Origin of the sequence: Sphingomonas sp. BE138, assembly GCF_031456125.1 — a bacterium.
Lineage (GTDB): Bacteria > Pseudomonadota > Alphaproteobacteria > Sphingomonadales > Sphingomonadaceae > Sphingomonas.
In genome coordinates, this window is the sequence record NZ_JAVDUC010000027.1 from 1 (window position 1) to 18357 (window position 18357).

Below are 18357 nucleotides of genomic sequence, written 5' to 3' on the forward strand. Positions count from 1 at the left end.
TCCGGTTCCGCTTCGCTCCACCTACGCCCGGCAATGGCGGCGAAGACCACAATGCACTAACTGACAACCCGGACCACCCGGTGGGGGCTGCTCACTGGTGGCGGACGATCATCCGCTGACCCGCGAAGGTCTTGCAATGGCCGCGCGGGTTGCGCTGCCGGGGGCATCGATCGTCGCAGCGGGCTCGATCGACGAAGCTCGTGCGGCCGCGGAGCGCATGTCGCTGCGGATGATCCTGCTCGATTTCCAGCTTCCCGATGCGCATGGTTTCTCGGGCCTGCTCACCCTGCAGATGCAGGCGCCGAAGACCCCGATCGTCGTCGTCACCGCCAGCGAGGAGCCGCGACTCATCGAAGCCGCGCGGGCGATCGGCGCCGCAGGGTTCCTCTTCAAAAGCCTGCCGCTTGACGACATTGCCGACCGGCTGCGGCGGATCGACGCCGGTCAGACAGTCTTTCCCCCCGCGTCCACGGACGTCCGATGTCGCCGACCTGCGCGCGCGCTTGGCGAGCCTGTCCACTGCGCAGCGTGCGGTCTTGCTGGCACTGGCCGATGGGCGCGCAAACAAGGAGATCGCGGGCGACCTTGGCGTAACCGAGGCTACCATTAAGGCCCATATGACCGCCATCTTCCGCAAACTTGGCGTCCACAACCGCGCGCAGGCATTGCTGGCAGCACAGCCGTTGATCGGACGCGCGGGTCGGTGAATCCGCCGACGCGGCCAGCCCCGCAATCGCGATGGCGGCTGATCGTCATCGCCTTGCTGACCCCCATGGTCGTGTCGCTGCTGATCGGCTGGATCGGTGTGGAACATTCCCGCTCGCTGTCGGCCCAGGCGGCGGCAACGGATTCGTTCCAGCGCGAGCGGGCGTTGCTGATCCTTGCGTCAGCGGTCAAGGATGCCGACAGTCGTGCGGCCGTCGAACGTCTGCTGGCCGGTGTGGACGATGAGATCGCTGCGGTCGCGCGGGCGGGTGACCAGGCCGCATTGCGCCGCGCGGTGGCGCATGCCGTAACGGCCGAGCGCGCGCGCGCCGCCGATCGCTTCACCGCTTTCGCCGAGCACCGCAACGATGGCTACGAGCTGCTGGTCATTACCGGCGTGCTCGTCACCCTGATCACGCTCGGCATCATCCTCGCGCTCTCGCAGGCGCAGAACGATCATCATCGAGCGGCGATCGCCGCCTTCGAGGGCGCGGAACGCCACGCCGCGATTCTGGCCAGCACCACGGACACACTGCTGATCGTCGCGCCTGACGGCATGATCGAGATGACCAACCCCGCAAGCAGCACTCTGCTCGGATATGCCGTCGATGAACTGGAAGGTAGTGATATTTCCACCGTCCTCTCGCTTGACCTTGATCTGGTCGGGAGCGGGACGGATCGCATGTTCCTTTCCGATCAGCCGGTTCGTCACCGCGATGGTCGCGACGTCATCGTCGACATCGCCGTTGGCATTATGCGCGCATGCGACGGCGACCATCTGGTGCTGTCGCTGCGCGATGCGTCCGAGCGGATCCGGGCCGAGCGGGCCAAGGACGAACTGATCTCGACCGTCAGTCATGAATTGCGTACCCCGCTGACGTCGCTGGTCGGTTCGCTGGCATTGCTGCGCGCGGGTACGGAGGATGATTGCTCGCCGTCAGCACGACGGTTGATCGAAATCGCGGACAACAATGCACGACGGTTGATCCGGCTCGTCAACGACATCCTCGACATCGACCGGATCGGTACCGGACAGTTGGCGATGACGCGCGAGCCGCTCGAACTTCGCGACATCGTGGCGCAGGCGGCACTCGATAGCGAGGGGCTGGCACGGCGTCACGAGGTGCGCCTGCATCAGGCCCACACCGCCGGACCACTGGTGGTGCGAGGAGACGCCGGTCGCTTGTTGCAGGTCGTCACCAACTTGATCTCGAATGCCATTCAGGCGTCGCCTGCCGGCAGCGAGGTCACGTTGCGCGCCTATACGCGCGAACGGCGCGCGATTGTCACGGTCGCAGATCGCGGTCCTGGCGTTCCGGCAAACATTCGCTCCCGACTGTTCGACCGCTTCCAGTCGCAGCGCGACACCGGAGGAACCGGTCTCGGCCTTGCGATCTCGCGTGAGATCGTGCGGCGGCTGGACGGCAGCATCTGGTTCGAAGATCGAAAGGATGGCGGAACACGCTTCCTGTTCGCCCTGCCGCTGCTCGGCGCCACCGCGCCGCTGCCGGTACAGGACACGGCGCTCCCCGTGATCCTGCATCTCGAGGACGATGCAGACCTGCGCGCGACAGTCGCCACCGCGCTCCGCGACGTAGCGCACGTGATGCCCGCCAGCGGCTTGGCGGAGGCACGCAGGATCTTGGGGGAACGATGCCTCCGCCTGGCACTGCTCGACATGGATGTCGTGGACGGCCACGGGCCGGAACTCATCCCCGACCTCCTCGACGATCAGGGTCAGCCGCTGCCGATCGTCATCCTGTCGGGGCAGGAGGTCTCCGCGACGCTCGCCGTTCGCGCTGCCGCGGTGCTTCGGAAGGGGTGCGACGACATGGAAACCGTGGCGGCCACGGTGCGCCGACTGCTCGATCAACGGAGGGACATGGCATGACCGGCCCGCTGCGCTTGCTGTTCGTCGATGACGACCCCGACATACGCGCGATCGTCGCGCTGGCGCTCGGACTCGACCCGACGATCACGTTGACCGTCGTCGGCTCAGGCACGGAGGCGTTGGCGTCGCTTCGGGCGGGCGGAGGAGAGGTAGACGCCGCCCTGCTCGACGTGACGATGCCCGACATCGACGGCCCGTCGCTGCTCACCCTTCTCCGGCACGTCATGCCCGACCTCCCGGTGATCTTCATGACGGCGCATAGCCGCGACCGCGAACTCTCGATGTTGCGCGCCGCCGGTGCACAGGGCGTGATCGTCAAGCCATTCGCGCCGCTGACGCTCGTCGAGCAGGTTCGCACGCTGCTGTCCGGTCGGGTCTCCTCCGTAGGGTCGTAATCGGCTTCTCGGCTGTCGTCATGACAGGAGTAGCAATCGACCACTGCGCCAGACGCCGATCACCCCGCGGGCGCAACGGTCACTATTGGATGCGGCTGGGCTGGTGCTTCGCCCGATTGAACGCCTCGTGCCTCATTGCACCATTGGAACGACCGGGAGAACCTTGAGTTTTCCGGTCGATCGGAGACACATTCATGAACGCCAACGGCCGACTGACACTCCTGACGCGAGTGGGATTTGCCACGCGTGGCCTGCTCTACCTCGTCATCGCCACGCTGATTCTGCGAACCGGACGCGCAGAAGACCCCAGCGGCGCCTTGGAGTTACTCGGTCAGGGCGGCGGCCAGGTCCTGCTCGGCATCCTGACCGTTGGTTTGGTGGCCTATGGCATCTGGCGGCTGGCCGATGCTGCATGGGACATCGAGCGGCACGGCTCGGATCGCAAAGGGTGGGCAGAACGCGTCGGAGCGGGCGTCAGCGGCATCGTCCACCTCACGCTCGCGTGGCAGGCGGTCAAGCTGATGCGCGGCGCGGCTCTTTCCGGCGACAGTACGCGGGAAGGCACGCAGATGGCGCTCCGGCTGCCCGGCGGCTGGGCGCTCGTCATGGTCGGCGCGGCAATGCTGTTCGCGCTCGGCGCCGTGCAGATCGTGAAGGCGGCGAAGGGCTCGTTCCTCCGCTATCTCGATCCGCAGATCGGTCGGCGTCCATGGGTGCGGTGGAGTGGGCGGGCGGGCTATGCCGCGCGCGGCATCGTATTCCTGATCGCCGGCTGGCTGCTGCTCAACGCGGGCATCGAAGAGCAGGCGAGCGGCACCGGCGGCATGGCGCGCGTGCTGGGATGGCTGAACCACCCCTTTGATCTGATCGTTGGCGCCGGATTGCTGGGCTTCGGGATGTTCAGCTTGGTCGAGGCGCGCTTCCGCCGGTTGCACGACGTGCCGATCGACGCGGTGGCGCGGCGCTTCGGGTAAGCGCGCGACCATCACCATCGTTGCGTGAACCCTGGCATCTCCTCCCTTCCCTCTCTCAGGCGCCTGGGCCTACGCCGTGCGCATCGTCATGGGTTGTCACGCCTTTGCGCCGATCGGCCATACCATCTCCTATGCCTCCCGCTGCTGACGGGATCCGGTGGAAGCACTGCAGGTCGCAACCGTTTCTAAAGAAGCGGGACGTGACATGGTTCACGTGAACGCCGACCGGCTGGGCGCCGACGATCCGGTGCCCGAATCCGATCTCAGAATTGCGTACCGACGTTGAAGGTGACAAGCTTCGTGTCGTCGCCGGGCTGCTTCAGCAGCGCCTTCGCCAAATCGATGCGCAGTGGTCCGAACGGCGACGTCCAGTTGATGCCGACACCGACCGACAAACGCGGCGACGCGCTGTTGCCCTGATACGTTTCCCGATAGGCACCCAGCGTGTAGGTGTAGGGCGTCCCGGTGTTCACCGTCGTCGAGAGGCCGTCCGCGTCGAGATACAGCGGGTTACCGCTGCTGTCGCGGTATTGCCGCGTCGGGACGGTACAGGCGGTCCCGGCAGCGATCGATGCGGCGCAGGTATCGGTCAACGTCGGCGTACGACCGCCGAAGATGGCGCCGGCATCGAGATAGATCGACGGCCGCAGTCCCATTTCGCGCGCGCCCGCACCCAGCGGCAGTTCAAGCTCGAATCGTGCATGATAGTAGCTGGTGCCGCCGAGCGCATCCTGCGTCGTCGTGTCGGTGCCGGTGGAGAGCGTGGCCGGGACGACCGACGTGTCATAGGATTGCCGCGTGACCCGCGGGCCGATGCCGCGAATGTCGAAGCCGCGGAGTTGCGGATCGCCGAGGAAGAACCGGTCGGTCAGCAGCACGTCCTGTCCCAGCCCCTCGATGTGACCGCCATCCGCCTGCGCGCTCAGCACGAAGTTCTTGCCCAAGCCCCAGTATTTCGCCGCCTCGATCCGCGTGCGGATGTAGCGCACGTCTCCGCCCAGGCCGGCTATATCCTGGCTGAAGGTGAAGCGGTCGCCCGCGGTCGGGCGCAGCCGGCTGTTGAGGCTGTCGTGGATCAGCGAATAGCCGATCGACGACGTCCAACGATTGCCCAGCGCGTCGCACAGATACTGCCCGGCGAGCACCGGGTCGCAGCGCCCGTCGGTGTAGTAGGTGCCCTCGTCGAGCGACACTTGATCGTAGCTGAGCGTGTAGCGCCCCGACAACTGCCAGAATTCGTCCAGCGGAATACCGGTGCGTAGCTGCAAGCCGGTCGACACCTGTTGATAGGTGGTGCTGTCAGTGTCGCCCAGCGTGCTGTACGAGCGATAGTCGCGCCGGAAGAGGTCGCCGCCGAACGCGATGTTCCGGTCGAGAAGATAGGGTTCGGTGAAGCCCAGGTTCACGGATTTGGAATAGCTCGACAGCGTCCCGCTCAGCCGCAGTTCCTGCCCCTGCCCACGGAAGTTGCGCTGTGTCAGGCTTGCCTGCAACAGCAGGTTTTCGAGGCTTGAGTAGCCCGCGGACAATTGCAGCTCCCCGCTGGATCGCTCCTCGACGTTCGCCTCCAGCACGACGCGGTCGGCGGCCGATCCGGGCGTCTGCTTGATCTCGAACTTGTCCTGGAAGAAGCCCAGCGAGTTGATGCGGTCCTGCGAACGCTTCACCTGGAAGCTGTTGAACGCATCGCCCTCGCCCAGCCGCACCTCGCGCCGGATCACCTTGTCCTGCGTCTGCGTGTTGCCGGTGATGTCGACCCGCTCGACATAGGTGCGCTGCGCCTGGCCGATGTGGAAGTTGATCGACATGGTCAGCGCGTCGCGGTCGCGCTGGAATTCCGGCGACACGTCGCTGAACGCATAGCCGAACAGCCCGGCCGTCTCGCTCAGATTGTCGACCGTGTCCTCGACCAGCTTGGCGTTGTACCAGTCGCCCTTCTTGATCGGCAGCCCGGCGGCCAGCTTCTTGCCGTCGAAGTCGCGGATGTCGCTGTCGACCGTCACGTCGCCGAACTTGTAGCGCGGGCCTTCCTCGACCACGTAGGTGATGATGAAGTCCTTGCGGTCCGGCGTCAGCTCGGCCACCGCCGAGGTCACGCGGAAGTCGGCATAGCCCTCCGTCAGGTAGAATTGCCGCAGCTTCTGCTGGTCGTAGGCCAGCCGGTCCTGGTCGTACGACGTCCCCGACGACAGCAGGCGATAGAAGCGCGCTTCCTTCGTCGCCATCTGCGCGCGCAGCTTGCCGGCGTCGAACACCTTGTTGCCGATGATGTTGATCTGGCGGACCTTGGACTTCGGCCCCTCGCTGACCTCGAAGATCACGTCGACGCGGTTCTGGTCGAGGCTGACCATCTTCGGCTGCACCGTCGCGGCGAAACGGCCCTGGCGGCGGTACAGCTCGATGATCCGCGCCACGTCGGCGCGCACCGCCGAGCGGGTGAAGATCTGCCGCGGCTTCAGGCGGACCTCCTTGCCGATCTTGTCTTCCTTCAGGCGCTTGTTGCCCTCGAAGATGACGCGGTTGATGATCGGGTTCTCGCGCACCCGGATCACGATGTTGCCGGTCGCGGCGCCGTCGATCTGCACGTCGGCGAACAGGTCGCTGGCGTACAGGTCCTTGATCGCCTGATCCAGCGTCTCGTTGGTGTACGTGTCGCCCTGCCGCAGCTTGGTATAGCTCAGCGCCGTCTCCGGCTCGATCCGCTGCGTACCCTCGACGCGCAGCGAGGTGATCCTCCGGGTCGGCGCCGTAGGAAGCGGGGCGCCGCTTGCCTTCGGCTGACCGATCGCACCGGCTGGAAACAGCGTACCTGTCACCAGTAGCAATGCACCGCCCAGCGACCAGCGCGACGGCCGTCGCCACACGACGGGCACGGGGCCCTTGATGGCGAGGCTCACTGGAAGGTGGCGTCCGCGGCCATCGCCTTGGAGGGGCTATGCCCTTGCGCCTCGAGATAGTGGTTGAGCGCCGTGACCAGCATCTGTGCGGTCGGGATCGACATCAACAGGCGCGCCACCACCATGCGCTCGGGACGCGGCTGCGGATGGCTATGATCGGCGCGCGCGCTCTCGAGCGTGATGCCCACCACGCCGCCCAGGTTTGCGAAGCCGCTGACCCCGGTCATGAACAATTCAGGTGCGAACGGATTGTCGACCACCGGCACCGCGTCGGTTGCGGAAGCCGCCTTGGTCGCCGGACGGTCCAATGTGGGAGCGGTAAGGACACGCGAGGTGAGATGCATGACAGGTCTCGTGTTGCACGCGGCTCCGAGCGCCGCCTGCTTTGACTGGCACGGCGAACCAGCATGCGAATGTCGCGGTTGTTGCTGAACGTATCCGATGTGGCGCCGGCATGTCGGTACCTGCGTGGCTCTGCTGACGACGCCGGAGAGCTTGCATCCGCTACCAAGCGTTGCCGTGCCGCCGAGAGGTCGACGGCCACAGGTGTGCCGCTATCGCTGGCGATCGAACGGCATGGTCCGCAGGGCAGCGCCGAGCGCTTCGATCGCGGCGCGGGTCCGTGAGAGCTGCGCTTCCAGGTCGCGCTCATAGGCAGTGAGATCAGCGGTCGAACTCTGATCATGCAGCATGGTCGCGACCCGGCGAACCCGGCGAAGCTCGCGATCAAGCAGCGCCTGCGCCGCCAGCGGGTCGCAGGATGACACGGATGAAGCGGTGGCGTGCACGATCGTCTCTCGTTCAGGATGATCGCGTCCATGTAGCCGGCTGAGGTTTCCAGCGGATTTCGCTATGTTGCCCGGCCTTCCGGTTTCGTGGCGGGTCACGCCTGGTTCGCCGTCATGAGCGACGAAATATGGCGGCCGATTCCTGAAACATCGCAGTTACGTACCGATCCTACGCTGCTTCCTTCTCAGGAACAGGAGCTCCCGCTTGCCCGACAGTGACAACGAGCATGAATCTGATCACGGCCACGGATTGAACGAAGATCTGGCCGCGATGGGGAAACTGGTCGGCCGGCGGCGGATGCTGCAATGGTTCGCCGGGACGGGAGTGGCCGCGCTTGCAACAGGCTGCGGAGGCGCCGAAAGCGCCGGGTTGTCCGATGCCGGGTCGGTGACCACCGTCGCCACGCCGACTCCGTCACCTACACCTACGCCGACCTCGACCCCAACTCCTGCGTCCTCTGCCGGGTGCGTCGCGGACGCGACGGAGACCAACGGTCCCTACCCGGCTGACGGGACCAACACGTCGAGCGGCTCGACGTCGAACGCGCTCACGTCAGTCGGCATCGTCAGGTCGGACATCCGCTCGTCGTTCCTGGGAACGCCCACCGCGACCGCATCGGGTGTGCAGATGACCTTGACGCTGACGATCGTCAACGTGAACGCCACTTGCGCGCCTTTGTCAGGGTACGCCATCTACATTTGGTGCTGCGATCGGCAGGGTAACTACTCTCTTTATACGCTGCCAGCCGAAAGTTACCTGCGCGGCGTGCAGGTCACCGATGCTAATGGACGGGTGACGTTCACGCTGATCGTGCCCGGCTGCTATCCGGGACGTTGGCCGCACATCCATTTCGAGGTCTTCTCCTCACTCGCCTCGGCCACCAGCGGCCGCTACGCCAGCCTAATTTCGCAGCTCGCCATACCAACGAACGTGTGCAACGAGGTATTCGCAGATACCGCGAGCTATCCGTCCAGCGCGACCAATCTGGCTCGCATCGGCACCTCGCCGGCTAGCGACAGCCTCTTCGGCGACAACACGGCGGCGCAGATCGTGCAGCAGACGCTCACCATGTCGGGCAGCGCGAGCACCGGCTACACCGCCGCAGCGATCATCGGCCTCGCGCGATAGCCACAACGTGGGCGGCGAGCGCGACCGCGCCGCCGCTTCCCGTCAGTTCACTCCATCAGACCGGCAGGACGACCCTGGCGACCGCTCCGCCGCCGGCGCGATTGGCGAGCGAGGCATCACCGCCATGCGCGCGCGCCACCCCGCGTACGCTTGCGAGCCCCAATCCGATGCCGCCGGTGTCACGATTGCGCGAACGTTCGCCGCGATAGAACGGCTCGAACACACGCGCGAGTTCCTCCTCCGGCACGCCTGGGCCGCGATCGACGACCTCAAGCACCGCGTGCGGACCATCAGATCGAAGATGCACCTCCGCTGCGCCAGCGTAACGGAGCGCGTTCTCGATCAGATTGTCCAGCACTGAACGCAACGCCGCGGCATCTCCTTCGACGATCACGCCGTCGCCGCCCTGGAAGGTGACCGGCTCGCCCCGGTCGGCGTAATCATCGACCACGCTTTCCGCCAGGGTGTGCAGATCGAGACGACGCCGCGCGCCCACCCTTGTCACGTCCTGTACGTAATCGGCGGTAGCGCGGATCATCGCCTGCATATCGGCGATGTCGCGCTCGCACCCGTCGCGGACCGTGAGCGGCGCGTTTTCCAGCCGGAGCGAAAGGCGCATCAGCGGCGTGCGCAGGTCGTGCGCGATCGCACCGATCATCAGCGTACGATCCTCGACGTACTGGTTCAGCCGCCGCTGCATCTCGTTGAACGCGGCCGCGGCATGCGCGATCTCTGCGGGCCCTTCTATCGGCAGCGGGGCTGCCCGCGGGTCCCTGCCGATCCTCTCCGCCGCGGCGGCGAAGACGCCGATAGGGCGTGCGACCCATCGCGCCAGCACCCAGGCGAACGGGATGGCCGTCAGGAGCGCGGCGAGCAGCCACACGGTCGAGCGTCCCAGCCAGGCATTCGTGCGGCTGTTCGCAGGCTGCGCCGTCAGCCACCGCCCATCTGCCTGCCGCACCGCCGCGACAAAATCCCCAACCAGCACGCCGTCACGAACGTCGGGAGCGGCATCTTCGCGCCGGGCCGGACCGGGTTCGCCCGGCGGTCCCCCGACGATGCGGGGAGGCGAAGACTGGCCGACCCGCACGTCGGCCAGCGACCGCCCAAGCTGAATGGCCAGTGCCCGCGTCAGCGCACGCGCCATCGGATCGCGCGTTTCCGGCGGCTCCGCATCGATCGAAACCTTGACCTCACCGGTCGTGTCCGGGGCGCCGCGCAGCACGGCAGCCACCTCGCCCAGGCTGTATAGCCGAGGCGGCGGTGGTCCGAGCGCGAGGTGCAGCGCGAAACTGACAAGCTGCACCGCCGCTGCGCATCCAAGCATGACGCCCAACACACGGACGAAGACCGTGCCGGTCGCGAACGGCTGCCAAGTCACCGTCGGGTCACAGCGGGAACGAACAGATAGCCTTCGTGCCTTACGGTCCGGATCATCTCGTCACCCGTCGTGCGAAGCTTGCGCCGCAGCCGGCTGATCTGAACATCCACGGCGCGGTCGAAGGCGTCCGTGTCCGGGCCGCGCGCTGCCTCCAGCAACTGCTCACGTGACAGCACGCGTCGCGGCCGCTCCACCAACGCCCGCAGCAACGCGAACTCACCGTCTGTGAGACCGATCAGCACGCCGTCTGGATCGGTCAATTCATGCGCCGCGACGTCCATCACCCATCCGTTGAAGAGAAACGTCATGCCACCCGTTTCGGTGGATTGCTCCCGCGTGCGCAGCGCCGCGCGGACGGTCGCGATCACTTCACGCGCGCTGCACGGTTTCGGCAGGTAGTGGCTGGCGCCCAATTCGAGACCCAGGACCCGGTCGCTCTCCTCGCCCAACGCACTGAGGAATACGATCGGCGGCCCGCCCTGCGCAGCGAGGCGGCGGCAAGCGGAGACGCCGTCTTCCCCAGGCATCATGACGTCGAGCACGATCAGATCGACCGGATCGCGCAGCATCACCTGGTCCATCTCGCGCGTGTTCGCGGCGGTGCTGGCACGGAAGCCGCGCATGTCGAACGCGTCCGCCAGCAAGCGACGGATCTCGCCATCGTCATCGACGACGAGGATGTGCGGCCTCGTTGCCTCATCCTCCACCTGTCCTCCCATCGCCGGCTCCCGCTCGATCAGATCGATGCTCAGCATAGCGTGAACTCGGGTCCTGGCGTAGCCGCAGCGTGCGGAGAGAGGATCGCGCGGTCGCCACCATGCAAAGCCGACATCGCTCGTGTGGCGTACAGGCGCGCCAATTCATGGTGCACGGCGGCGGCGGCCGCTCCGCGCGCATTGATGGCGGCGATCTCCTCCTGCCGCGCACGCCGGCTGGCGAAGGCAAATTCCCTCTGACGATCGAACATCACGATCTCCCTTGTGAAGGATCGCGTGATGGCGGCCGATCGTTTCTCGCATGTGTCCTGGCGTGACGATCTGTATTCTCGTTGGGTCCGGCCAGGCCAGTTGACCCGAGTCGCGACATTGCCGAGCCGCTTTCGCCACCGCGACTTCGGCCGATCAGTCGGGCCGGCGGGGATACGCGAAGTCGACCCTGATCGTTGCCGGTCACAAGCTTCCACGACAGTGCCGCCCGGGGGGCGCTCATACATGCGATGCTTTCTCATCGCGCCGATGAGTATGACGCTGATGGCGACCGCGCCGGCCATCGATCCTGACGGAACGGCGGCCATCGCGTAGCTGAAGCAACACGGCCACCCCCTTACGGCGAGCGAGCCGAACGGTGTCGAGCTCGCACCGTTGGTCGGAACGTTCACCGGCGCGCGCGTAATCGGCGAGGTGACCCACGGCACGCACGAGGATCAGGCGTTCAAGGTCGCCCTACTCTGAGTCCACACCTCCGCCATGCGGGGCGCGCCATATCCACCGCTCGCCGCTAAACGGCCCGGGGGTCATCGTGCTGCGCCGTCGACCCGGACGTCGGTCGTCGACAGCGGATCGATCCACACGCCGTCGCCGCTCGCCAGATAAGCCGTTTTGGCGGGCATGCGTCGCAACCCGGCCGCCGCGTCGCTCCGCTCCACCATCAACTGCCCGCGATCGAGCGCCTGGTTGACCGCGGCGCAGCGATTGCCGGACAGCCGCACATCCGCGCTGCTCGCGATCGAGATGCACCCTTGCGCGACCTGCGCGATGTCGTTGTCGCGGATCAGCAATCCGCCGTTGAGCGGCTGTCGCGCGACCGGCGGCTGATTCTGCCCGCCACCGTCGCCCAGTTCGCCATAAGCGGTGATCGCCGCCCACACGACCCCGCGCCGCCCGTCGTCGCCGGTGTCGCGCACCTGGTTGCGCTCGACCACGACGTTCTGCGCGCCCGACCCTTCGTGCCACCACGCGCTCACCACCAGCCGGATCGCGTTGGCGCGCAGGCCCGCGAAGCGGTTCTCGCGCACCAACCCGTTCGGCCCCTGCACCAGCAGCCCGTGGCACTGGCATCGCGACACGTCGTTACCGACCACCGCATAGCGACTGGCGAGCAACGCCATGTTGCGGGCATAGCGAGTGCCCGCCGGCAACGGCGCGTCCAGCGACACCTTCATGCGATTGGCGGCGTCGCGCGGCCCCCGCTCGCTGATCCGCGCATTGCCGAGCCAGCGCAGGCCGGAATCGAAGAACGCCAGCTCCGCCCCCGGATAGACGCCGCCCGTCTTGGTCGCGAGGGTCGTCGCGCCGCCGCCGGTCGCCACGTCGAAGATCGGGCTGCCGAGATTGATCGCATCGTCGCCGCTGGCCGTAAACACGTTGTCGCGCAACAGGATGTCGCCGGTCATCGCCGTGACGTGCAGCGCGTCATACGCGATCGTCACGATCGACGACCGGCCCGTGCGTACGCCGATCCGCGAGTTCAGCACCGCCAGCCCGCGTCCCATCAAATCGACCGCGATCGCCGCACCGGCCGAGTCGCTCACCGTCACGCCGTCGATCGTCACATCGTGCGTCACCGGCTTGTCGGTATCCGCGATCCGGATCGCGGCGCCCTTGTAATATGCTAGCTTGATCTCCACCGCGTCACCATCCGCGAACTGGTCGAGGGTCGCCGATGCGAGCGTCAGGCGACCGCCGGCCGCCGGGTTGAGCGCCGCCCCGCCCCGCCCCAGCAACAATCGCCGTCCGCCCGGCAGCGCGGTGCCGCTTGCCCGGTCGTAGCCGGTGACCTGGTAGGCGATCGCGCGCCCCGGAAGATCGCGCTGGCCGGGGTCGAGCTCTAACTGGTTGCCGGATCCTGTACGGCGCACCGTCGCCGCGATCACGGCCGGCTGCGCATAGCCGAGCGATAGTCCCTTGATCGCGATACGCGCCGCGTTGCGGATCATGAAGCCGTCGCCCCACGTCGCAAAGACGATCCGTGCGCCGCGCCCGTCGATCAGCACGTCGTTCAGCCCTTCGAGCATTACCGCAGGCGAGCTGGCCGCGACCCGGTAGGTGCCCGGCGCCAGCCGCAACGTCCCGCCGCCGCTCGCGGGTAGTTTTTCCAGCGCCGCACGGATCGCCGGACCGTTGTCCCCCGCGGCTGGTGCAATCGCTTCGACCGGCCGGCCGGCCAGTCGCGGTGCGACGACCGCGACGGATACCGGTTGTCCATCCGCGCCGTTCCAGCCCAGCGTCACGCCGGCGCCCACGGCATCGCTGTGCCGGTTCGCGGTCGCCATCTCGGCCCAGCTGCCGCCCCGCTCGTTCTGCGCCTTGGAGGGCGCCGGGGAGCAGCAACTCGCAACGGCCGCCGCGGCGACGATCAGCGTGCGCAACGCTGCGATCCACGTCATTCCCCTGTACCTCGCATGATCGGGAACGCTACGCTGGAACGATCTGTCGGCATCGATCAACACCTTCGCTCTTGATCCGGCCCGACGGGGCAGCTTACCCCGCGCACGCTCACGCGCCAAGCGATTGGCGACCGCTTCGGTCGCGTCCCACGCTCGTATCGGCTAATTTCCCGACGAGAACGGGATGCGGAACTCCTCGTTCGCGCCGAGCTGGCCGCGCTTCGCATGGCGGATCGCAAGGTTCAGCGTCCGCATCGCGCGTGCCGCCTTGGATGGGCTGCGATGCCGCGCCAGCGCCTCGGCATAGAGCCGCGCCTTCAACGCGAGCCGGTTCATCCGCAGCGCCGCCTTGCCGCCGGCCTCCGACAGCTCGAGAAAATGCTGGTTTCGTGCGGCATAATAGATCCGCCACTGCGGCGCGCTCACGTCGATCCAGCGCGAGCCGCGATCATTGACCTCGTTCCACGACTGGTCGACGTCGACGACATGCGCATGGTCGGTCAGGTAGATCGTCACGCCCGCCCGGGTCAGCCGCCGCGTATATTCGTGGTCGTCGCCGTAGAGCACGAAGTCGAGGCGTGGCGGGTCGATCCGCCGCGCCGCTGCGAGCGTCAGGAACAGGCCGCCGTACGGCGCGCGGTCGATCGCGCGCAGCCGTGACGGCGACGCTGGCCGAGCCGTCTTCATTATCCGGCCGGCAAGGCGTTTCGCAATCGCAGCAACGTCAAAGCCAAGGAACGAGCCGTGCAAGTACGAGGGATGCTGCGGTTGCGAAAGAAGTCGCTTGTACTGCTCGCGATCCGTACGGATTGCCGAGAAGGCGATCTCGTCCCCGCCCCCAAGTTCTTCATGCAGCCTTGCCAGTTCGTCGTAATAGCCGTCACCGACCACGTTATCGTCATCCAGCAAGGACAGGTAGCGCACGCCTTCCAACGCCAACGCGCGCTCGATCCCCAGTCGAAATCCCGCAGCGGATCCTAGATTCGTCTCGGACCTGAGCACTTCCACTTTCTCGGGTTCGTCGAAGTCCGATGCCGCCACCGGACGCTTGCTGCCGTTATCGACGATGATGATCTTGACGACCGATACAAAACGCAAGGCGCCGGCCACGACTTGCCTGACGAGATGAAGTCGATCGCCATAGGTGACCGCCACGACTACGGCCGACACGGCGTTGTTGCGACTCTGCTGCTGCTGCATTATACGCTCCGGCGCCAATATTTCCCCGTATATGCGATCGTTACGGGATTGGTTGCATATTTACGAGACGACGCCACCCATGTACAGCCGCATCCCGGCACAGGGTTTAACCGGGATAGTGGGACGATATGGCATCCGACAATGCGCTTCCATCGCCGGTGCAGCTGATCCGGCCACGGCGCTTCGGCGATGCCCGCGGGTGGTTTACCGAGGTGTATTCGGTGCCGGCCTTTGCGGCATCGGGTATCGAGTGCACCTTCGTGCAGGACAATCACTCGCTGTCGGCCCCGGCGTTCACCTTGCGCGGGTTGCATTTCCAGACGCCGCCGCGCGGCCAGGACAAGTTGGTGCGCTGCATCCGCGGCCGCATTTACGACGTTGCGGTCGACGTCCGCCGCGGCTCGCCGACGTACGGCCAGTGGGTCGGTGCCGAGCTGTCCGCCGAGAACGGCCACCAGCTGTTCATCCCGATCGGTTTCGCGCACGGCTTCGTCACGCTCGAGCCGGATTGCGAGGTGACCTACAAATGCTCGGACACCTATGCGCCTTCGTCGGACGGCGGGATCCGCTGGGACTCGGTCGGGATCGACTGGCCGATCCCCGCCGGCGCCACGCCCGAGCTGAGCGACAAGGACAAGGTGCAACTGACGCTGGCCGAGTTCGACAGCCCCTTCGACTATGACGGGCGTCCGCTGACGCCGCTCGCGTAAGGACCGACACGATATGCGCATCTTCGTCACCGGCGGCGCCGGCTTCATCGGCTCGGCGCTGGTCCGCCACCTGATCGAGAACACCGAGCACGAGGTGCTCAACTTCGACAAGCTGACCTATGCCGGTACGCTGTCGACGGTCGAGCGGGTCGCGGGCTCCAACCGTTACCGCTTCGTGCAGGGCGACATCTGCGATGCCGACGCCGTGCGCGCCGCGATCGCCGAGTTCCGCCCCGACGTCGTCACGCATCTGGCCGCCGAGAGCCATGTCGACCGCTCGATCGACGGGCCGGGTGCGTTCGTGCAGACCAATGTCGTCGGCACCTATGTGATGCTGGCCGAGGCGCGCGGCTACTGGCTGGGCCTCGACGACGCGGCGAAGGCGGCGTTCCGCTTCCACCATATTTCGACGGACGAGGTCTACGGATCGCTCGGCGACACCGGGCTGTTCACCGAGGAGACGCCCTACGATCCGCGCTCGCCCTATTCGGCGTCGAAGGCGGGGTCGGACCATCTCGTCAGCGCATGGGGCCACACCTACGGGCTGCCGGTGCTCATCACCAATTGCTCGAACAATTACGGGCCGTACCACTTTCCCGAAAAGCTCATCCCGCTGATGATCGTCAAGGCGCTCGCCGGCGACGCGCTGCCGGTCTATGGCGCCGGCGACCAGATCCGCGACTGGCTGTTCGTCGAGGATCACGTCCGCGCGCTCCAGGCGGTGTTCGAGCGCGGTGAAGTCGGGCGGACCTACAATGTCGGCGGGCACAACGAGAAGCAGAACATCGAGGTCGTTCGCACCGTCTGCGCGATCCTCGATCGCCTGCGCCCGCGCGCTGACGGCCAGAGCTATGCCGGGCAGATCACCTCGGTCGCCGATCGCCCCGGCCATGACAAGCGCTACGCGATCGACGCGACCCGCATCGGCGACGAGCTCGGCTGGCGCCCGCAGGAGACGTTCGAGACCGGGATCGAGAAGACGGTGCGCTGGTACCTCGACAACGAGGCGTGGTGGCGCCCGCTGGTCGACGCCAAGGCGTCCGAGCGTCGCGGGATCGCGTGATGCGCGACCTGCTGGTCACCGGTGCGAACGGCCAGGTCGGCGACGCGCTGCAACGCGCAGGCCTGCCCGAGGGCTGGCAGGTGGTGGCGCTCGACCGTGCCGCGCTCGACCTGACCGACGCGCGCGCGATCGCGGCGAAGGTCGCCGAGCGCCCGTGGGCGGCGGTCATCAACGCGGCCGCCTATACCGCGGTCGACAAGGCCGAGAGCGATCAGGTGACCGCGTGGCAGGTCAATGCGCTCGCCCCCGCCGCCTTTGCCGCGGCCTGCGCGACCGCGGGTGTCCCGCTGGTGCAGGTGTCGACCGACTATGTCTTTCCCGGCGACAAGCAAGGCGCATGGGGCGTCGACGATCCGGTCGCGCCGCTCGGCGTCTACGGCGCCTCGAAGCTCGGCGGCGAGCTGGCGGTGCGTACCAGCGGCGCACGCCACGCGATCGTGCGCACCGCCTGGGTCGTCTCCGCGCACGGCAGCAATTTCGTGAAGACGATGCTGCGCGTCGGCGCGGAGCGTGGGGCGTTGCGCGTCGTCGCCGACCAGCACGGCAGCCCGACCAGCGCCGCCGATCTGGCGGACACGCTGGCACGGATCGCGATCCGGCTGGCCGGGGATGGCGAAGCGCCCACCGGCACCTTCCATTTCAGCAACGCGGGCGCGACGACCTGGGCGGGGTTCGCCGAGGAGATCTTCCGCCAGTCGCGCGCGCGCGGCGGCGCGACCGCGAGCGTCGAGGGGATCGCGACCAGCGAGTATCCCACTCCCGCGCGTCGTCCCGCCAATTCGCTGCTCGCGCATGACGCGATCGAGCGCGCCTATGGCATCACCCCGCGCGCGTGGCCTGACGCGCTCGGCGACATCCTCGACGACCTGATCGGGCCTGCGCGCAAGGAGAACGGCAAGTGAAGGGCATCATCCTGGCGGGCGGATCGGGCACGCGGCTCCACCCGGCGACGCTGGCGGTCAACAAGCAGTTGCTGCCCGTCTACGACAAGCCGATGATCTATTACCCGCTGTCGGTGCTGATGCTGGCCGGCATCCGCGACGTGCTGATCATCTCCAGCCCCGAGTATCTCGACAACTACCGCCGGCTGTTCGACGACGGCAGCGCGTTCGGCCTGTCGATCTCCTACGCCGAGCAGCCGCGCCCCGAGGGGCTGGCGCAGGCGTTCACGATCGGCGCCGACTTCATCGGCGACGACAACGTCGCGCTGGTGCTCGGCGACAACATCTTCTTCGGCGCGCATCTGACCGACCTGCTCGCCAGCGCGGTCGCGCGCCCGCGCGGCGCCACCGTCTTCAGCTACCGCGTCGAGGACCCGGAACGCTACGGCGTGGTCGAACTGGGCGCCGACGGCAAGGCGCTGAGCCTGGAGGAAAAGCCCGCGCAGCCGAAGTCGAACCACGCGGTGACCGGCCTGTATTTCTACGACAATCGCGTCGTGCAGATGGCGCGCGACCTGAAGCCGTCGGCGCGCGGCGAGCTGGAGATCACCGACCTCAACCGCCTCTACATGGAGGCCGGCGACCTCTACGTCGAGCAGATGGGGCGCGGCTATGCCTGGCTCGACACCGGCACCCACGACAGCCTGCTGGAGGCCGGCGAGTTCGTCCGCACGCTCCAGCACCGCCAGGGCGTGCAGGTCGCCTGCCTCGAGGAAATCGCCTTCGAAATGGGCTTCATCACCGCCGACCAGGCGCGTGCCCGCGGCGAGAAGTTCGCCAAGACCGCCTACGGCCGCGCCATCCTGCGCGCCGTCGAGGAGCGGGAGAAGCGCTGAGGTCGCGTGGAAACCGACGCTTCGTCGCCTATCTAGACACGATAGCGACGACGAAGCGGAGG

The 18357-nt window shown here is 66.9% G+C and carries 18 protein-coding genes; 10 read left to right on the forward strand and 8 right to left on the reverse strand.

The features are described 5' to 3' along the window. Positions 1-97: 97 nt before the first annotated feature. From J2Y58_RS18685 to J2Y58_RS18705, 5 genes are all read left to right on the forward strand, one after another. A complete protein-coding gene (locus J2Y58_RS18685; RefSeq protein ID WP_310106542.1) occupies positions 98-610 on the forward strand; it encodes a response regulator transcription factor in 513 nt (170 codons plus the stop codon). Then, positions 537-707 (forward strand): helix-turn-helix transcriptional regulator, encoded by a 171-nt coding sequence (locus J2Y58_RS18690; RefSeq protein WP_310106544.1) that lies wholly within the window; start codon positions 537-539, stop codon positions 705-707. The genes J2Y58_RS18685 and J2Y58_RS18690 overlap by 74 nt, the downstream gene beginning before the upstream one ends. Then, positions 704-2596 carry an ATP-binding protein gene (locus J2Y58_RS18695; protein WP_310106546.1) on the forward strand — a complete coding sequence of 631 codons (1893 nt, stop codon included), beginning with the start codon at positions 704-706 and terminating at the stop codon, positions 2594-2596. The genes J2Y58_RS18690 and J2Y58_RS18695 overlap by 4 nt, the downstream gene beginning before the upstream one ends. After that, positions 2593-2991: a response regulator gene (locus J2Y58_RS18700; protein WP_310106549.1), complete on the forward strand. Its 399-nt coding sequence runs from the start codon at positions 2593-2595 to the stop codon at positions 2989-2991. Before J2Y58_RS18695 ends, J2Y58_RS18700 begins: the two co-directional genes overlap by 4 nt. A 194-nt stretch (positions 2992-3185) precedes the next feature. After that, positions 3186-3965, forward strand: coding sequence for a DUF1206 domain-containing protein (locus J2Y58_RS18705; RefSeq protein ID WP_310106551.1), 780 nt, complete (start codon positions 3186-3188; stop codon positions 3963-3965). Positions 3966-4228: 263 nt separating this feature from the next. Here the strand turns inward: J2Y58_RS18705 and bamA are convergent, their stop codons facing one another. The 3 genes from bamA to J2Y58_RS18720 form a co-directional block, all read right to left on the reverse strand. Further along, positions 4229-6781: an outer membrane protein assembly factor BamA gene (bamA, locus tag J2Y58_RS18710; protein ID WP_405053142.1), complete on the reverse strand. Its 2553-nt coding sequence runs from the start codon at positions 6779-6781 to the stop codon at positions 4229-4231. 77 nt (positions 6782-6858) lie between these two features. Then, positions 6859-7206: a hypothetical protein gene (locus J2Y58_RS18715; protein WP_310106553.1), complete on the reverse strand. Its 348-nt coding sequence runs from the start codon at positions 7204-7206 to the stop codon at positions 6859-6861. A 210-nt stretch (positions 7207-7416) separates the two neighbouring features. Next, on the reverse strand, positions 7417-7749 hold the full coding sequence (locus tag J2Y58_RS18720) for a hypothetical protein (protein ID WP_310106556.1): 333 nt from the start codon (positions 7747-7749) through the stop codon (positions 7417-7419). 172 nt (positions 7750-7921) lie between these two features. Between J2Y58_RS18720 and J2Y58_RS18725 the strand changes: the two genes are divergently transcribed. Next, the gene (locus J2Y58_RS18725; protein WP_310106597.1) at positions 7922-8779 is read left to right on the forward strand and encodes an intradiol ring-cleavage dioxygenase; all 858 of its coding nucleotides are present in this window, start codon (positions 7922-7924) and stop codon (positions 8777-8779) included. Between the two features lie 55 nt (positions 8780-8834). On the opposite strand, the gene J2Y58_RS18730 is transcribed toward J2Y58_RS18725, so the two are convergent. From J2Y58_RS18730 to J2Y58_RS18750, 5 genes are all read right to left on the reverse strand, one after another. Continuing rightward, positions 8835-10160 (reverse strand): ATP-binding protein, encoded by a 1326-nt coding sequence (locus tag J2Y58_RS18730; RefSeq protein ID WP_310106558.1) that lies wholly within the window; start codon positions 10158-10160, stop codon positions 8835-8837. Beyond that, positions 10157-10879 carry a response regulator gene (locus J2Y58_RS18735; RefSeq protein ID WP_310106600.1) on the reverse strand — a complete coding sequence of 241 codons (723 nt, stop codon included), beginning with the start codon at positions 10877-10879 and terminating at the stop codon, positions 10157-10159. The genes J2Y58_RS18730 and J2Y58_RS18735 overlap by 4 nt, the downstream gene beginning before the upstream one ends. Before the next feature lie 29 nt (positions 10880-10908). After that, positions 10909-11127 (reverse strand): hypothetical protein, encoded by a 219-nt coding sequence (locus J2Y58_RS18740; RefSeq protein ID WP_310106560.1) that lies wholly within the window; start codon positions 11125-11127, stop codon positions 10909-10911. 546 nt (positions 11128-11673) lie between these two features. Further along, complete coding sequence (locus J2Y58_RS18745; RefSeq protein WP_310106562.1) at positions 11674-13545, reverse strand: hypothetical protein; 1872 nt, start codon at positions 13543-13545, stop codon at positions 11674-11676. A 162-nt stretch (positions 13546-13707) separates the two neighbouring features. Next, on the reverse strand, positions 13708-14745 hold the full coding sequence (locus tag J2Y58_RS18750; protein WP_310106565.1) for a glycosyltransferase: 1038 nt from the start codon (positions 14743-14745) through the stop codon (positions 13708-13710). Between the two features lie 128 nt (positions 14746-14873). Between J2Y58_RS18750 and rfbC the strand changes: the two genes are divergently transcribed. From rfbC to rfbA, 4 genes are read left to right on the forward strand one after another with little or no spacing between them, the layout of a single operon-like run. Beyond that, the gene (rfbC, locus tag J2Y58_RS18755; RefSeq protein ID WP_310106567.1) at positions 14874-15455 is read left to right on the forward strand and encodes a dTDP-4-dehydrorhamnose 3,5-epimerase; all 582 of its coding nucleotides are present in this window, start codon (positions 14874-14876) and stop codon (positions 15453-15455) included. Between the two features lie 13 nt (positions 15456-15468). Next, positions 15469-16518, forward strand: coding sequence for a dTDP-glucose 4,6-dehydratase (rfbB, locus tag J2Y58_RS18760; protein WP_310106570.1), 1050 nt, complete (start codon positions 15469-15471; stop codon positions 16516-16518). Continuing rightward, a complete protein-coding gene (gene rfbD / locus J2Y58_RS18765; RefSeq protein WP_310106572.1) occupies positions 16518-17420 on the forward strand; it encodes a dTDP-4-dehydrorhamnose reductase in 903 nt (300 codons plus the stop codon). Before rfbB ends, rfbD begins: the two co-directional genes overlap by 1 nt. Then, positions 17417-18295 carry a glucose-1-phosphate thymidylyltransferase RfbA gene (gene rfbA, locus J2Y58_RS18770; protein ID WP_310106574.1) on the forward strand — a complete coding sequence of 293 codons (879 nt, stop codon included), beginning with the start codon at positions 17417-17419 and terminating at the stop codon, positions 18293-18295. The genes rfbD and rfbA overlap by 4 nt, the downstream gene beginning before the upstream one ends. Positions 18296-18357: the final 62 nt, after the last annotated feature.

Coding starts and splice junctions, on each gene's coding strand:
- J2Y58_RS18700 (WP_310106549.1), top strand. CDS start 2,593: ATGACCGGCCCGCTGCGCTTGCTGTTCGTCGATGACGACCCCGACATA.
- J2Y58_RS18745 (WP_310106562.1), bottom strand. CDS start 13,545: ATGACGTGGATCGCAGCGTTGCGCACGCTGATCGTCGCCGCGGCGGCC.
- J2Y58_RS18735 (WP_310106600.1), bottom strand. CDS start 10,879: ATGGGAGGACAGGTGGAGGATGAGGCAACGAGGCCGCACATCCTCGTC.
- rfbD (WP_310106572.1), top strand. CDS start 16,518: ATGCGCGACCTGCTGGTCACCGGTGCGAACGGCCAGGTCGGCGACGCG.
- J2Y58_RS18705 (WP_310106551.1), top strand. CDS start 3,186: ATGAACGCCAACGGCCGACTGACACTCCTGACGCGAGTGGGATTTGCC.
- J2Y58_RS18725 (WP_310106597.1), top strand. CDS start 7,922: ATGGGGAAACTGGTCGGCCGGCGGCGGATGCTGCAATGGTTCGCCGGG.
- rfbB (WP_310106570.1), top strand. CDS start 15,469: ATGCGCATCTTCGTCACCGGCGGCGCCGGCTTCATCGGCTCGGCGCTG.
- J2Y58_RS18715 (WP_310106553.1), bottom strand. CDS start 7,206: ATGCATCTCACCTCGCGTGTCCTTACCGCTCCCACATTGGACCGTCCG.
- rfbC (WP_310106567.1), top strand. CDS start 14,874: ATGGCATCCGACAATGCGCTTCCATCGCCGGTGCAGCTGATCCGGCCA.
- J2Y58_RS18750 (WP_310106565.1), bottom strand. CDS start 14,745: ATGCAGCAGCAGCAGAGTCGCAACAACGCCGTGTCGGCCGTAGTCGTG.
- J2Y58_RS18740 (WP_310106560.1), bottom strand. CDS start 11,127: ATGTTCGATCGTCAGAGGGAATTTGCCTTCGCCAGCCGGCGTGCGCGG.